At 55.6% G+C, this 15,972-nt stretch carries 10 protein-coding genes; 8 read left to right on the top strand and 2 right to left on the bottom strand.

The window, feature by feature from the left end:
- Window positions 1–173: 173 nt before the first annotated feature.
- A complete protein-coding gene (nadC, locus tag Electrica_RS21000; RefSeq protein WP_100682548.1) occupies window positions 174–1,067 on the bottom strand; it encodes a carboxylating nicotinate-nucleotide diphosphorylase in 894 nt (297 codons plus the stop codon).
- A gap of 233 nt (window positions 1,068–1,300) precedes the next feature.
- Here nadC and ampD point away from each other — a divergent pair, with 233 nt between their 5' ends.
- Both ampD and ampE read left to right on the top strand, forming a co-directional pair.
- Entirely contained in the window at window positions 1,301–1,864 is a 564-nt protein-coding gene (gene ampD, locus Electrica_RS20995) for a 1,6-anhydro-N-acetylmuramyl-L-alanine amidase AmpD (protein WP_141965320.1), read from the top strand.
- Window positions 1,861–2,715, top strand: coding sequence for a beta-lactamase regulator AmpE (ampE, locus tag Electrica_RS20990; RefSeq protein WP_100682546.1), 855 nt, complete (start codon window positions 1,861–1,863; stop codon window positions 2,713–2,715). The genes ampD and ampE overlap by 4 nt, the downstream gene beginning before the upstream one ends.
- 413 nt (window positions 2,716–3,128) lie before the next feature.
- Here the strand turns inward: ampE and aroP are convergent, their stop codons facing one another.
- A complete protein-coding gene (aroP, locus tag Electrica_RS20980; protein WP_160702312.1) occupies window positions 3,129–4,502 on the bottom strand; it encodes an aromatic amino acid transporter AroP in 1,374 nt (457 codons plus the stop codon).
- Window positions 4,503–5,146: 644 nt separating this feature from the next.
- On the opposite strand from aroP, the gene pdhR reads away from it, so the two are divergent.
- The 6 genes from pdhR (at window position 5,147) to acnB (ending at window position 15,917) form a co-directional block, all read left to right on the top strand.
- Window positions 5,147–5,926 carry a pyruvate dehydrogenase complex transcriptional repressor PdhR gene (pdhR, locus tag Electrica_RS20975; RefSeq protein WP_004857919.1) on the top strand — a complete coding sequence of 260 codons (780 nt, stop codon included), beginning with the start codon at window positions 5,147–5,149 and terminating at the stop codon, window positions 5,924–5,926.
- A 240-nt stretch (window positions 5,927–6,166) separates the two neighbouring features.
- The gene (gene aceE / locus Electrica_RS20970; RefSeq protein ID WP_131049244.1) at window positions 6,167–8,830 is read left to right on the top strand and encodes a pyruvate dehydrogenase (acetyl-transferring), homodimeric type; all 2,664 of its coding nucleotides are present in this window, start codon (window positions 6,167–6,169) and stop codon (window positions 8,828–8,830) included.
- 14 nt (window positions 8,831–8,844) lie between these two features.
- On the top strand, window positions 8,845–10,743 hold the full coding sequence (gene aceF / locus Electrica_RS20965; RefSeq protein ID WP_141965319.1) for a pyruvate dehydrogenase complex dihydrolipoyllysine-residue acetyltransferase: 1,899 nt from the start codon (window positions 8,845–8,847) through the stop codon (window positions 10,741–10,743).
- A 332-nt stretch (window positions 10,744–11,075) separates the two neighbouring features.
- A complete protein-coding gene (gene lpdA / locus Electrica_RS20955; RefSeq protein WP_100682540.1) occupies window positions 11,076–12,500 on the top strand; it encodes a dihydrolipoyl dehydrogenase in 1,425 nt (474 codons plus the stop codon).
- 163 nt (window positions 12,501–12,663) lie between these two features.
- Window positions 12,664–12,948 (top strand): hypothetical protein, encoded by a 285-nt coding sequence (locus Electrica_RS20950; RefSeq protein WP_100682539.1) that lies wholly within the window; start codon window positions 12,664–12,666, stop codon window positions 12,946–12,948.
- A gap of 371 nt (window positions 12,949–13,319) precedes the next feature.
- Window positions 13,320–15,917 carry a bifunctional aconitate hydratase 2/2-methylisocitrate dehydratase gene (gene acnB / locus Electrica_RS20945; protein WP_141965318.1) on the top strand — a complete coding sequence of 866 codons (2,598 nt, stop codon included), beginning with the start codon at window positions 13,320–13,322 and terminating at the stop codon, window positions 15,915–15,917.
- The last annotated feature ends 55 nt before the right edge of the window (window positions 15,918–15,972 follow it).

Raw genomic sequence — 15,972 nt, 5'->3', positions numbered from 1 at the left:
CCTTGTGATTAAGGACGCACTGTGACACGCTTGAGGCGCAGCGGCGAATGGCAAATGATGAGGCGGGAAACGATCTTCCAGATTTTCTGCTGTTCTTGCAGGTGTGAGCGTCAGCGATGCTCGCTGTCTCGCAAAAGAGCGCCCCGGCGCGTTGTCGATCCGGGGCGGGGCGATTAACGAAAACGCATGGAGAGATCCAGGGCGTGTACGTGCTTGGTCAGAGCGCCGACGGAGATGTAGTCAACGCCGGTTTCGGCAAATTCGCGGATGGTTTTAAAGGTGACGTTGCCGGACACTTCCAGCGCGGCCTTGCCGTCGGTCCGCTTCACCGCCTCGCGCATCAGCTCGGTGGTGAAATTATCGAGCATAATGATATCCGCGCCGGCTTTAAGCGCTTCATCCAGTTCATCAAGCGATTCCACTTCCACTTCCACCGGAACGTCCGGGTGCAGCCAGAAAGCTTTTTCTACCGCCTGGCGCACTGAGCCGGAGGCAATAATGTGGTTTTCTTTAATCAGGAAGGCGTCGAATAAACCCAGGCGGTGGTTGGCGCCGCCGCCGCACAGTACGGCATATTTCAGGGCGGTGCGCAGGCCAGGCAGCGTTTTACGCGTATCGAGCAGCTGGGTTTTGGTTCCTGCCAGGAGCGCCACGTAGCGATGTACTTCGCTGGCGACCCCGGACAGGGTCTGCACGAAATTCAGCGCGGTGCGCTCACCGGTCAGCAGCAGCCGGGAAGGCCCCTCCAGCTCAAACAGCGGCTGGTCCGCTTTGATGAGATCGCCATCTTTGACGTGCCAGGTGATGCTGACATCGTCGCCAGCCAGTTGAATGAAGACCTCTTCCACCCAGCGTTTACCGCAAAATACGCCCTCTTCGCGCGTAATAATGACCGCATGCGAGCGCGCGTCTTCCGGCAATAATTGGGCGCTAATATCGTTGTTAGCATTGACCTCGCCACCCAGATCTTCCCGCAGGGATTGGGCGACGGCATCGGTGATATCCAGGTTAATGCGTTCCAGCAGCGCGTCACGGCGGCGGTCAGGATTGTAGCGACGAAGCGACATGATAAAGCTCCAGATAGATAAGATTCAGCAGTGGGAAACATGCTAACCTGAACAGCGTTTCTACACCATACAGACTTCGCCCTTCGGGGCGCCTGTGTATCGGCTATGTCTCTGCTTTTTAGCGATGATTTGTGGGGCACCGGGTCGCAGGTCGAACGATTTTGTGTATGATAATCAGCATCCTTTGGGCCACGGGCGGCCCGGGAGCATGAGTTAGCGAAAGGAGATTCCGCATGCAGTTGAATGGGGGATGGCTGGTGGATGCGCGTCGGGTTCCTTCGCCGCACCATGATTGCCGCCCGGATGATGAAGCCCCTTCCTTACTGGTGGTGCATAATATTAGTCTGCCGCCGGGGGAATTTGGCGGCCCGTGGGTCGATGCTTTATTCACCGGAACGCTTGATCCCAACGCTCATCCTTTCTTTGCGGAAATCGCGCACCTGCGCGTTTCAGCGCATTGTCTGATTCGTCGCGATGGCGAAATTGTGCAGTATGTTCCCTTTGATAAGCGAGCGTGGCACGCGGGCGTCTCCAGCTATCACGGACGTGAACGCTGCAATGACTTCTCTATCGGCATTGAGCTGGAAGGAACCGACACGCTGGCCTATACCGATGCCCAGTACCAGCAGCTGGTGGCCGTAACGCGGCAGCTGATCGCGTTGTACCCGGCCATCGCCAACCATATGACTGGCCACAGCGATATTGCGCCAGTGCGAAAAACGGATCCCGGTCCGGCTTTTGACTGGGCAAAATTCCGCGGCCTGCTGGCCGCTTCGTCAGAAAAGGAGATGCCATGACGTTGTTTACTACGCTGCTGGTTCTCATCGCCGAGCGGCTGTTTAAGTTGGGTGAGCACTGGCAGCTCGATCACCGTCTGGAAGTGCTGTTTCGCCGGGTAAAACACTTTTCACTCCCTGCGACGCTGCTGATGACGGCGCTGGCAATGGCGGTGGTCTATCTTATTCAGCGCGTGCTGCACGGGGTGCTGTTTAACGTCCCGCTGCTGGTGTTCTGGATCTTGCTCGGTCTGCTGTGTATTGGCGCGGGCAGGGTACGGCTGCACTATCATGCGTACCTGAAAGCGGCATCGCGCAACGATCGTCATGCCTGCGATGCGATGGCCAGCGAGCTGACGCTGATTCACGGCGTGCCGCCCGGCTGTGACGATCGCGAGTTTCTGAGCGAATTGCAAAATGCGCTGCTGTGGATTAACTACCGCTACTATCTGGCTCCGCTGTTCTGGTTTGTGGTTGGCGGGTCATGGGGACCCATTACGTTGATCGGTTACTGTGTGCTGCGCGCCTGGCAGACGTGGCTGGCGCGTTATCAAACGCCGCGCCATCGCTTACAGTCGGGGATTGATGCCATTCTGCACGTGGTGGACTGGCTGCCGGTGCGTCTGGTCGGCGTGGTGTATGCGCTGGTCGGGCACGGTGAAAAAGCGCTGCCGGCCTGGTTTGCTTCGTTGGGCGATCGCCACTCGTCGCAGTACCAGGTTCTGACCCGACTGGCGCAGTTTTCGCTGGCGCGTGAACCGCATGTGGATAAGGTCGAGACGCCTAAAGCAGCGGTCTCAATGGCCAAAAAAACATCGCTGGTGGTGGTCGTTATCATGGCGCTACTCACCATTTACGGTACCCTGGTTTAAGCTCCACCCGCTGTCGGGCAGGGGGAATCAAGAGGTATCGGCGGACGGGATGCCGGAGTCAGGCATCCCGTTTTCTTGCCTGCGAACCCGTTTGAACCGCATGTGGCGATGAGATAGTACCGCAGACCCCCCTCAATCCCGGTATCGTTCCGGGCACGATAGACCCATACCTCTTCCCCTACCGGCGTTTGCGTAAACCGCTGTGGCCGGGACCCTACTGACGGTTCTCATCGCCGGTGTGAAATACGGGCTCTGCTGATTTAGACCCGTTCCGGGGTGAACGGAATCGGCAACAAAGGCGTCGCCGTATCAGAATGACGAAATGGCTAAAACTACCGGGAAGGGAAGGCGTGAACCCGATAACAATGCGCTGTGCCCGCCATCACGGGACGGGCACAGCGTGTAGAGAGGGATTATTGCGCTTTTAGTGCGCCAGCGCTTTTCTGTTTAAACAGATAGCCAATGCCGAGAACCGCAATCCAGACCGGGATCAGGTACACGGAAATCGCCATGCCCGGCGTCATCAGCATAATCACCAGTACCGCCACCATGAACAGCAGGCACACCCAGTTGCCGACCGGGTAGAACAGCGCCGGGAAACGCGAAACCACGCCCTGCTGCTGTTTTGCGCGACGGAACTTCATATGCGCGAGGCTAATCATCGCCCAGTTAATCACCAGCGCGGAGACCACCAGAGCCATCAGCAGGCCAAACGCCGACTCCGGTGCAAAGTAGTTAATCAGGACGCACAGCGCGGTGACCACGGCGGAGACCATAATGGTGTTGACCGGCACGCCGCGCTTATCGACGCTCATCAGCGCTTTCGGGGCGTTCCCCTGCTGGGCCAGACCGAACAACATGCGGCTGTTGCAGTAGACGCAGCTGTTATACACGGACAGTGCAGCGGTCAGCACCACCACGTTCAGGGCGTTGGCCACAAAGGTATCACCCAGCTCGTGGAAGATGAGTACGAACGGGCTGGTATCCGCGGTAACGCGCGTCCACGGCAGCAGTGAAAGCAGGACGGCGAGCGAGCCTACATAGAAAATCAGGATACGGTAGATAACCTGGTTGGTGGCTTTCGGGATGCTCTGTTCCGGGTTATCCGCTTCAGCGGCAGTGATCCCGACCAGCTCCAGACCGCCAAACGAGAACATGATAATCGCCATCATCATCACCAGTCCGGTGAAGCCATGCGGCAGGAATCCCCCCTGGTCCCACAGGTTGCGAACGGTTGCCTGTGGGCCGCCGTTGCCGCTGAACAGCAGCCAGCCGCCAAAGAGAATCATCGCCACAACGGCCACCACTTTGATAATGGCGAACCAGAACTCCATTTCACCAAACACTTTCACGTTGCTCAGGTTGATGGCATTGATGGCAATAAAGAACACCGCAGCGGACACCCAGGTTGGGATCTCGGGCCACCAGAACTGAATATATTTCCCGACGGCGGTCAGCTCGGCCATGGCCACCAGAACGTACAGCACCCAGTAGTTCCAACCGGAAGCAAAGCCGGCAAAACCGCCCCAGTATTTATACGCAAAATGACTGAATGAACCAGCCACCGGCTCTTCTACGACCATCTCACCCAGCTGACGCATGATCAGGAAGGCGATAAAACCGGCGATCGCATAGCCCAGAATAATCCCGGGGCCGGCGGACTGGATAACGGATGCACTGCCCAGGAACAGGCCGGTGCCGATAGCGCCGCCCAGAGCAATAAGCTGAATATGGCGGTTTTTCAGGCCGCGCTTGAGCCGATCGCCATGCTGTTGACCTTCCATCATGAAACCTCGTGTGTGGTTATTATGTTTATACGCGTCGTCCTTCAGGCTACTGCTTCGTTGTCTGTCCCTGCCAGATAGCATAGCTATCTAAATTCAGGGGCGTTCTGGTCAGCTCTGCCCTGATTGATTCAGCTTACATATTGTTGTGTGGTGTCATTGCGAAATTCCGTTTTCGTATTGATTTCTTTACGCAAGGCGAAACATAAAAATACCAAAAAGCCTTTCGTCTCATCGAGAATAGTGATAAGCGCGAGTGAATGCACCTGCTTTATGAAGGGGGTGATGACGAAGCGAGCAAAAAGAAACCATTTGTAAATAATGCTCTGAAGAGGGGGAGTAATTCCTTTTGATTAACTAATCATATTTTGTGAATTAAAAATCGAATTTGTCGCAGTTGAATCGGTTCAGATGGTTTAGTTTTTCGTTTCATAAACGTTAACGCTACCTCTTATGGGGTAAACACATCATTTGTGTGAAGTTACAATTCTGAAATGTTATTTCTGTAAGGTTGTTAAAATGTGCGTGGTTTCCTGATTTCAATCAAAACCTGTATGGACAGAAGGTGAATACTTTGTTACTTTAGCGCTACGAACTGCGAATTGGTAAGACCAATTGACTACGGGCTAATGGCAGAGACAGGGAATATGGCCTACAGCAAAATCCGCCAACCAAAACTATCTGATGTGATAGAGCAGCAGCTTGAGTTTTTAATCCTTGAGGGGACCTTACGCCCCGGTGAAAAACTCCCGCCTGAACGCGAACTGGCCAAACAGTTCGACGTTTCCCGTCCCTCGCTGCGTGAGGCGATTCAACGCCTCGAAGCCAAGGGCCTGTTGCTCCGTCGCCAGGGCGGTGGAACTTTTGTGCAAAGCAGCCTATGGCAGAGCTTCAGCGATCCGCTGGTCGAGCTACTGTCCGATCACCCTGAATCCCAATTTGATCTGCTGGAAACCCGTCACGCGCTGGAAGGCATCGCGGCTTATTACGCGGCGCTGCGCAGCAATGATGCTGACCGCGAACGTATTCGCGAGCTGCATCAGGCTATCGAACGGGCCCAGCAGTCCGGCGACCTTGACGCCGAATCTGACGCCGTCGTCCAGTATCAAATTGCCGTCACCGAAGCGGCGCACAATGTCGTGCTGCTCCATCTGCTACGCTGCATGGAGCCGATGCTCGCGCAAAACGTTCGTCAGAACTTCGAATTGTTGTACGCCCGTCGGGAGATGCTCCCGCAGGTCAGCAATCATCGTACTCGTATTTTCGAGGCGATAATCGCCGGAGAGCCGGAGCAGGCGCGCGAAGCGTCGCATCGACACCTGGCGTTCATTGAGGAAATTTTGCTGGATCGTAGCCGTGAGGAGAGTCGTCGAGAACGCTCACTGCGTCGTTTACAGCAACGGAAAGATGAGAACTCCGGTTCTTAAGCGCCATTTTTAGAGCGCGGCAACTAAACGCAGAACCTGTCTTATTGTGCTTTTGGTTGTTCAAATAGTTCGGGTTATATCGCGGCGGCAAGCGCGTGAATCCCCGGGAGCATAGCTAACTATGTGACCGGGGTGAGGAAGCGCAGCCAACAAAGAGATAACCTGAAATATGAAGAACAAAGAGTGCAATGGGACAGGTTCCAGATTAATCAACGATTAGATAGATAAGGAATACCCCCCATGTCAGAACGTTTACCAAATGACGTGGATCCGATCGAAACTCGCGACTGGCTACAGGCGATCGAATCGGTCATCCGTGAAGAAGGTGTTGAGCGTGCTCAGTATCTGATTGACCAACTCCTTTCTGAAGCCCGCAAAGGCGGGGTGAAGGTTGCTGCTGGCACATCTACAGGCAGTTACGTCAACACTATTGCCGTTGAAGACGAACCGGAATATCCGGGGAATCTGGATCTGGAACGTCGAATTCGTTCTGCGATTCGTTGGAACGCCATCATGACCGTTCTGCGCGCATCGAAAAAAGATCTGGAGCTGGGCGGCCACATGGCTTCTTTCCAGTCCTCCGCAACGTTCTATGAAGTGTGCTTTAACCACTTCTTCCGTGCGCGCAACGAGCAGGATGGCGGCGACCTGGTTTACTTCCAGGGCCACATCTCTCCGGGCGTATACGCACGTGCGTTCCTGGAAGGTCGTCTGACTGAAGAGCAGATGAACAACTTCCGTCAGGAAGTTCACGGTAACGGTCTGTCCTCTTACCCGCACCCGAAACTGATGCCGGAATTCTGGCAGTTCCCGACCGTTTCCATGGGTCTGGGCCCAATCGGTGCTATCTACCAGGCTAAGTTCCTCAAGTATCTGGAACACCGTGGTCTGAAAGACACCTCTAAACAAACCGTTTACGCCTTCCTGGGCGACGGCGAGATGGACGAGCCGGAATCTAAAGGCGCTATCACCATCGCGACCCGTGAAAAACTGGATAACCTGGTCTTCGTCATCAACTGCAACCTGCAGCGTCTGGACGGCCCGGTCACCGGTAACGGCAAAATCATTAACGAGCTGGAAGGTATCTTCGCCGGTGCCGGCTGGAACGTTATCAAGGTTATCTGGGGCGGTCGTTGGGATGAGCTGCTGCGTAAAGACACCAGCGGCAAGCTGATTCAGCTGATGAACGAAACCGTTGACGGCGACTACCAGACCTTCAAATCCAAAGATGGCGCGTACGTTCGCGAGCACTTCTTCGGTAAATATCCGGAAACTGCCGCGCTGGTCGCTGACTGGACTGACGAGCAGATCTGGGCGCTGAACCGCGGTGGCCACGATCCGAAGAAAGTCTTTGCGGCACTGAAAAAAGCGCAGGACACCAAAGGTAAAGCGACCGTTATCCTGGCACATACCATTAAAGGGTATGGCATGGGCGATACCGCTGAAGGTAAAAACATCGCTCACCAGGTGAAGAAAATGAACATGGACGGCGTGCGTCATATCCGCGACCGCTTCAATGTTCCGGTAACCGATGAGCAGGTTGAAAACCTGTCTTACCTGACCTTCCCGGAAGGTTCCGAAGAGTACACCTATCTGCACGCCCAGCGTGAAAAACTGCACGGCTATCTGCCGAGCCGTCAGCCGCACTTCGATGAGAAGCTGGAGCTGCCGACCCTCGAAGATTTCGCGCCGCTGCTGGAAGAGCAGAACAAAGAAATTTCTACCACTATCGCGTTCGTTCGTGCCCTGAACGTGATGCTGAAGAACAAGTCCATCAAAGACCGCCTCGTGCCGATCATCGCCGATGAAGCGCGTACCTTTGGTATGGAAGGCCTGTTCCGTCAGATTGGTATTTACAGCCCGAACGGCCAGCAGTACACCCCGCAGGACCGTGAGCAGGTTGCTTACTACAAAGAAGACGAAAAAGGTCAGATCCTGCAGGAAGGGATCAACGAACTGGGTGCCGGCGCATCCTGGCTGGCTGCTGCGACCTCTTACAGCACCAACAACCTGCCGATGATCCCGTTCTACATCTACTACTCCATGTTCGGGTTCCAGCGTATCGGCGACCTGTGCTGGCAGGCTGGCGACCAACAGGCTCGCGGCTTCCTGGTCGGCGGGACTTCCGGTCGTACCACGCTGAACGGCGAAGGTCTGCAGCACGAAGATGGTCACAGCCATATTCAGTCTCTGACTATTCCGAACTGTATCTCTTACGATCCGTCTTACGCGTATGAAGTTGCGGTCATCATGCACGATGGTCTGGAGCGCATGTACGGTGAGAAACAAGAGAACGTTTACTACTACATCACCACGCTGAACGAAAACTACCACATGCCGGCCATGCCAGCAGGTGCCGAGGAAGGTATCCGTAAAGGTATCTATAAACTCGAAACCGTTGCAGGTAGCAAAGGTAAAGTTCAGCTGCTGGGCTCAGGTTCTATCCTGCGTCACGTTCGTGAAGCAGCGCAGATCCTGGCGAACGACTACGGCGTGGGCTCTGACGTGTACTCCGTCACCTCCTTCACCGAACTGGCCCGTGACGGTCAGGACTGTGAGCGCTGGAACATGCTGCACCCGCTGGAAACTCCGCGCGTTCCATACATCGCTCAGGTGATGAACGACGCTCCGGCTGTAGCATCAACCGACTATATGAAACTGTTCGCCGAGCAGGTCCGTACTTATGTACCGGCTGACGACTACCGCGTGCTGGGTACTGATGGCTTCGGTCGTTCCGACAGCCGTGAAAACCTGCGTCACCACTTCGAAGTCGATGCTTCTTATGTGGTGGTAGCAGCACTGGGCGAACTGGCTAAACGTGGCGAAATCGATAAGAAAGTGGTGGCGGATGCCATCATCAAATTCAACATCGATGCAGAAAAAGTTAACCCGCGTCTGGCGTAAGAGGTAAAAGAATAATGGCTATCGAAATCAAAGTACCGGACATCGGGGCTGATGAAGTTGAAATCACCGAGATCCTGGTCAAAGTGGGCGACAAGGTTGAAGCTGAACAGTCGCTGATCACCGTAGAAGGCGACAAAGCCTCTATGGAAGTGCCGTCTCCTCAGGCAGGCATCGTTAAAGAGATCAAAGTCTCTGTTGGCGATAAAACCGAGACCGGCAAACTGATCATGATTTTCGATTCCGCCGACGGTGCAGCAGCTGCTGCACCTGCTAAGGCAGAAGAGAAGAAAGAAGTCGCTCCGGCAGCAGCACCTGCTGCAGCGGCGGCAAAAGACGTTCACGTACCGGACATCGGCGGCGACGAAGTTGAAGTCACCGAGATCATGGTCAAAGTGGGCGACACCGTTGCCGCTGAACAGTCCCTGATCACCGTAGAAGGCGATAAAGCTTCTATGGAAGTTCCGGCGCCGTTCGCGGGCACCGTGAAAGAGATCAAAATCAACACCGGCGACAAAGTTTCTACCGGGTCGCTGATCATGGTCTTCGAAGTGGCGGGCGCAGCACCAGCTGCGGCTCCGGCCCAGGCTGCGGCTCCGGCCGCCGCCGCGGCACCAGCCGCTGCTGCTGGCGCGAAAGACGTTCATGTTCCGGACATCGGTGGTGATGAAGTCGAAGTGACCGAAGTGATGGTGAAAGTGGGCGATAAAGTTGCCGCTGAACAGTCACTGATCACCGTTGAAGGCGACAAGGCTTCCATGGAAGTCCCGGCGCCGTTCGCGGGTACGGTAAAAGAAATCAAAATCAGCACCGGCGATAAAGTCTCTACCGGTTCTCTGATTATGGTCTTCGAAGTGGAAGGCGCTGCGCCTGCCGCCGCTCCGGCTCAGGCCGCTGCACCGGCACCTGCTGCTGCACCGGCGGAGAAGGCTAAACCAGCCGCTGCCCCTGCGGCGAAAGCGGAAGGCAAATCTGAGTTCACAGAAAACGACGCTTACGTCCACGCGACCCCGCTGATTCGTCGCCTGGCGCGCGAATTCGGTGTGAACCTGGCGAAAGTGAAAGGTTCCGGTCGTAAAGGCCGCATCCTGCGCGAAGACGTTCAGGCTTACGTGAAAGAGGCGGTGAAACGCGCCGAAGCAGCGCCTGCCGCTGCCGCCGGTGGTGGTCTGCCGGGTATGCTGCCGTGGCCGAAAGTGGACTTCAGCAAGTTTGGTGAAGTGGAAGAAGTTGAGCTGGGCCGTATCCAGAAAATCTCTGGTGCGAACCTGAGCCGTAACTGGGTGATGATCCCGCACGTTACGCACTTCGATAAAACCGATATCACCGATCTGGAAGCCTTCCGTAAGCAGCAGAATGCTGAAGCTGAGAAGCGCAAACTGGACGTGAAATTCACCCCGGTGGTCTTCATCATGAAAGCCGTTGCCGCTGCGCTTGAGCAGATGCCGCGCTTCAACAGCTCGCTGTCCGAAGATGCACAGCGTCTGACGCTGAAGAAATACATCAACATCGGTGTGGCGGTTGATACGCCGAATGGTCTGGTTGTTCCGGTCTTTAAAGATGTGAACAAGAAGAGCATTACCGAGCTGTCTCGCGAACTGACGGTTATCTCTAAGAAAGCGCGTGATGGTAAGCTGACGGCTGGCGAAATGCAGGGCGGTTGCTTCACCATCTCCAGCATCGGCGGCCTGGGGACAACCCACTTCGCGCCGATTGTCAACGCGCCGGAAGTGGCCATCCTCGGGGTGTCTAAATCCGCGATGGAACCGGTGTGGAATGGTAAAGAGTTTGTACCGCGTCTGATGATGCCTATCTCTCTGTCCTTCGACCACCGCGTGATCGATGGTGCTGATGGTGCGCGCTTTATCACCATCATCAACAACATGCTGAGCGATATTCGCCGCCTGGTGATGTAAGCGAAAAGCCGGCCTGACGGCCGGCTTTTTTCTGGTAATCTTGTTTTCGTTTCGGGGTTATCAGCAACAAAGGACAAAATCGTTTGCCGTTTGTTGTTTCAAAATTGTTAACAATTTTGTAAAATGCAGGCGGATAGAACGTCCCGGTGGACATGGGCGTAATTTACACAAAATAATTCGAGTTGCGTCAAGGCGGCAAGGGAGTGAATCCCTGGAGCGTACAAGCGGTACGTGACCGGGGTGAGCGAGCGCAGCCAACGCAGAGGCGGCTTGAAGGATGAAGTGTATAACAATAGCGTCAGACCCGCCGGATACAAACTACAGAGGTCATGATGAGTACTGAAATTAAAACTCAGGTCGTGGTACTTGGGGCAGGTCCTGCAGGCTATTCTGCTGCCTTCCGTTGCGCTGATTTAGGTCTGGAGACCGTCATCGTAGAACGTTACAGCACCCTCGGCGGTGTTTGCCTGAACGTCGGCTGTATCCCTTCTAAAGCGCTGCTGCACGTTGCTAAAGTTATCGAAGAAGCGAAAGCGCTGGCCGAGCACGGCATCGTTTTCGGCGAACCGAAAACCGACATTGACAAGATCCGCACCTGGAAAGAAAAAGTCATCACTCAGCTGACCGGTGGTCTGGCTGGCATGGCCAAAGGTCGTAAAGTGAAGGTGGTTAACGGCCTGGGTAAATTCACCGGTGCTAACACCCTGGAAGTGGAAGGCGAGAACGGTAAGACCGTGATTAACTTCGACAATGCGATCATCGCGGCGGGTTCCCGTCCGATTCAGCTGCCGTTCATTCCGCACGAAGATCCGCGCGTATGGGATTCCACCGATGCGCTGGAGCTGAAATCCGTACCGAAGCGTATGCTGGTTATGGGTGGCGGTATCATCGGTCTGGAAATGGGTACCGTGTACCATGCGCTGGGTTCAGAGATCGATGTGGTTGAGATGTTCGACCAGGTTATCCCGGCTGCCGACAAAGACGTGGTGAAAGTCTTCACCAAACGCATCAGCAAGAAATTCAACCTGATGCTGGAAACCAAAGTGACTGCCGTTGAAGCAAAAGAAGACGGTATCTATGTTTCCATGGAAGGCAAAAAAGCCCCGGCGGAAGCGCAGCGTTATGACGCGGTGCTGGTGGCTATCGGCCGCGTACCGAACGGTAAAAACCTCGACGCAGGCAAAGCGGGCGTTGAAGTTGACGAGCGCGGCTTTATCCGCGTTGACAAGCAGCTGCGTACCAACGTGCCGCACATCTTCGCTATCGGCGATATCGTCGGTCAGCCGATGCTGGCGCACAAAGGCGTTCACGAAGGTCACGTTGCCGCCGAAGTTATCTCCGGTCTGAAGCACTACTTCGACCCGAAAGTGATCCCGTCCATCGCCTACACCGAGCCAGAAGTTGCCTGGGTTGGTCTGACCGAGAAAGAAGCGAAAGAAAAAGGCATCAGCTACGAAACTGCCACCTTCCCGTGGGCAGCCTCTGGCCGTGCGATCGCTTCTGATTGCGCAGACGGTATGACCAAACTGATCTTCGACAAAGAGAGCCACCGTGTTATCGGCGGCGCGATTGTCGGCACCAACGGCGGCGAGCTGCTGGGTGAAATCGGTCTGGCTATCGAAATGGGTTGTGACGCAGAAGACATCGCGCTGACCATCCACGCCCACCCGACTCTGCACGAGTCCGTTGGCCTGGCGGCAGAAGTCTTCGAAGGTAGCATCACCGATCTGCCGAACCCGAAAGCGAAGAAAAAGTAAGTTTTTCTTTCCGGCAAAATGCAAAAGCGGCTCTGAGAGCCGCTTTTTTTATGCCCGATGTTCAGAACTGTGTCTGCGTTAATAAATCGCTACACCTTATAGATACCCTGGTAATAATTACGTCATAAACTTATAGGTGGTTAACTATATGGTGAGGTGCGTCATGAAACTCGTTTTAACAACAGCCCTGTTAGCCGCCACCCTGGCTTCCGGGGCGGCTTGCGCCGCAGATCCTGCCATTCCGTGGGCCGACAACAGCGGCGGCACGGAAAATACCCATATCGCCGCCATGGGGCAGAACCTGAATGCACAGCATCAGGCGATCAGCAAAACCCCGGAAGGCGTGTGGGCGGCGAACTCTGGCAGTATTCACCAGGATGAGGCGGCATTAAGCAGCAGCAAGCCGGCCTTCAGCGGCTATCCGCAGCTGATGCCGCATCAGGGCTAAACACTGTTTCTCAGCGTCTCAGATGTCCGGCGCAGGACGAGGCGTCGGGCATGTTTTTATGCCTTTTCTCCTGCAAGGGCGTGCCAGCCGTACGAGGGGATGAAGTGGCTGATTTTTGCCGGAATCCTGGTCAGCCGTCGGCAGCGGCCTGAAATTTATATCCCGGGAAATGTACCTAAAGCCTGTAAAATCCTGCCCTTAACGATTCAGCTAAATTTTAATGTTGCTTTTTTGTAAACAGATTAACACCTCGCCGAAATCCTGCTATGCTGCCGACGCGGTATCGGGCATTTACCCTACAAACTGCTGTCTCACAGGAGCGTGAAGAGAATCGCCTACCGCATTTTACAATGAGAGCGAGGAGAACCGTCGTGCTAGAAGAATACCGTAAGCACGTAGCTGAGCGTGCAGCCGTTGGGATTGTTGCCAAACCCTTAGATGCAACCCAAATGGCCGCGCTGGTAGAACTGCTGAAGAACCCGCCTGCGGGTGAAGAAGAATTCCTGTTAGACCTGTTAATCAACCGTGTACCGCCGGGCGTCGACGAAGCCGCCTATGTTAAAGCCGGATTCCTTGCCGCTGTCGCCAAAGGCGAAGCAACCTCCCCACTGGTTACCCCTGAAAAAGCCGTTGAACTGCTGGGCACCATGCAGGGCGGTTACAACATTCACCCGCTGATTGATGCGCTGGACGAGGCTAAACTGGCGCCGATCGCCGCCAAAGCGCTGTCCCATACCCTGCTGATGTTCGATAACTTCTACGACGTCGAAGAGAAAGCCAAAGCGGGTAACGAGTACGCTAAACAGGTGATGAAATCGTGGGCTGACGCCGAGTGGTTCCTGAACCGTCCGCCGCTGGCTGAGAAAATCACCGTCACCGTCTTCAAAGTGACCGGCGAAACCAACACCGATGATCTCTCTCCGGCGCCGGATGCCTGGTCCCGCCCGGATATCCCGCTGCACGCGCTGGCGATGCTGAAAAATGCCCGCGAAGGTATCGAACCGGATCAGCCGGGTTCCGTAGGCCCGATCAAGCAAATTGAAGCGCTTCAGCAAAAAGGTTTCCCGCTGGCCTACGTCGGTGACGTGGTGGGTACCGGTTCTTCGCGTAAATCCGCCACCAACTCGGTGCTGTGGTTTATGGGCGACGATATTCCGAACGTGCCGAACAAGCGCGGCGGCGGCCTGTGCCTGGGCGGCAAAATCGCACCGATTTTCTTCAATACCATGGAAGATGCGGGCGCGCTGCCAATTGAAGTGGACGTGAACAACCTGAATATGGGCGACGTGATTGACGTTTACCCGTTCAAAGGCGAAGTGCGTAACCACGAAACCAACGAACTGCTGGCAAGCTTCGGGCTGAAAACCGATGTGCTGGTAGATGAAGTCCGCGCCGGCGGTCGTATTCCGCTGATCATCGGTCGCGGCCTGACCACCAAAGCGCGTGAAGCGCTGGGTCTGCCGCACAGCGACGTCTTCCGTCAGGCAAAAGACGTGGCAGAAAGCAGCCGTGGTTACTCGCTGGCGCAGAAAATGGTCGGCCGTGCGTGCGGCGTAGCCGGTATCCGTCCGGGCGCTTACTGCGAACCGAAGATGACTTCCGTGGGCTCCCAGGACACCACCGGTCCGATGACCCGTGATGAACTGAAAGACCTGGCGTGCCTTGGTTTCTCCGCCGACCTGGTGATGCAGTCCTTCTGTCACACTGCGGCCTATCCGAAGCCGGTTGACGTCACCACTCACCATACGCTGCCAGACTTCATTATGAACCGTGGCGGTGTTTCCCTGCGTCCGGGCGATGGCGTTATCCACTCGTGGCTGAACCGTATGCTGTTGCCGGATACCGTCGGTACCGGCGGTGACTCCCATACCCGTTTCCCGATTGGTATCTCTTTCCCGGCGGGCTCTGGTCTGGTGGCGTTTGCCGCCGCGACCGGCGTGATGCCGCTGGATATGCCGGAATCCGTGCTGGTTCGCTTCAAAGGCAAGATGCAGCCGGGGATCACCCTGCGCGATCTGGTCCATGCGATCCCGCTGTACGCGATTAAGCAGGGGCTGCTGACCGTTGAGAAGAAAGGGAAGAAAAACATCTTCTCTGGCCGCATCCTGGAAATCGAAGGTCTGCCGGATTTGAAGGTGGAGCAGGCGTTTGAGCTGACCGATGCTTCCGCAGAACGTTCTGCTGCCGGCTGTACCATTAAGCTGAATCAGGAGCCGATCGTTGAGTATCTCAACTCCAACATCGTCCTGCTGAAGTGGATGATTGCAGAAGGCTACGGCGATCGTCGTACCCTGGAACGTCGTATCCAGGGGATGGAAAAATGGCTGGCGGATCCGCAGTTGCTGGAAGCCGACGCTGACGCGGAATACGCGGCGGTGATCGACATCGATCTGGCGGATATCAAAGAGCCTATTCTGTGTGCGCCGAACGATCCGGACGATGCGCGTCTGCTGTCCGACGTGCAGGGTGAGAAGATCGATGAAGTGTTCATCGGTTCCTGCATGACCAACATCGGTCACTTCCGTGCGGCGGGTAAACTGCTGGACAGCCATAAAGGCCAGCTGCCGACTCGTCTGTGGGTGGCTCCGCCAACCCGTATGGATGCGGCGCAGCTGACGGAAGAAGGCTACTACAGCGTGTTTGGTAAGAGCGGTGCGCGTATCGAAATCCCTGGCTGTTCCCTGTGTATGGGTAACCAGGCGCGCGTGGCGGACGGTGCGACGGTGGTGTCCACTTCGACCCGTAACTTCCCGAACCGTTTAGGGACCGGCGCTAACGTTTATCTGGCCTCTGCGGAACTGGCTGCGGTCGCTTCTCTGCTCGGCAAACTGCCGACGCCGGAAGAGTACCAGACCTTCGTCGCGCAGGTGGATGAGACCGCGGCGGACACCTATCGCTACCTGAACTTCAACCAGCTGGAACAGTATACCGATAAAGCTGATGGGGTTATTTTCCAGACGGCGGTCTAAGGTCAGGCGTCAGCTCGCCTGACGAATTGCCTGTAAACTCTCCTGTGCCCGGTGA

It is taken from the genome of Klebsiella electrica (assembly GCF_006711645.1).
GTDB lineage: Bacteria > Pseudomonadota > Gammaproteobacteria > Enterobacterales > Enterobacteriaceae > Klebsiella > Klebsiella electrica.
The sequence above is the reverse complement of the archived record's forward strand: the minus strand, read 5'-3'. Positions and strand labels throughout refer to the sequence as shown.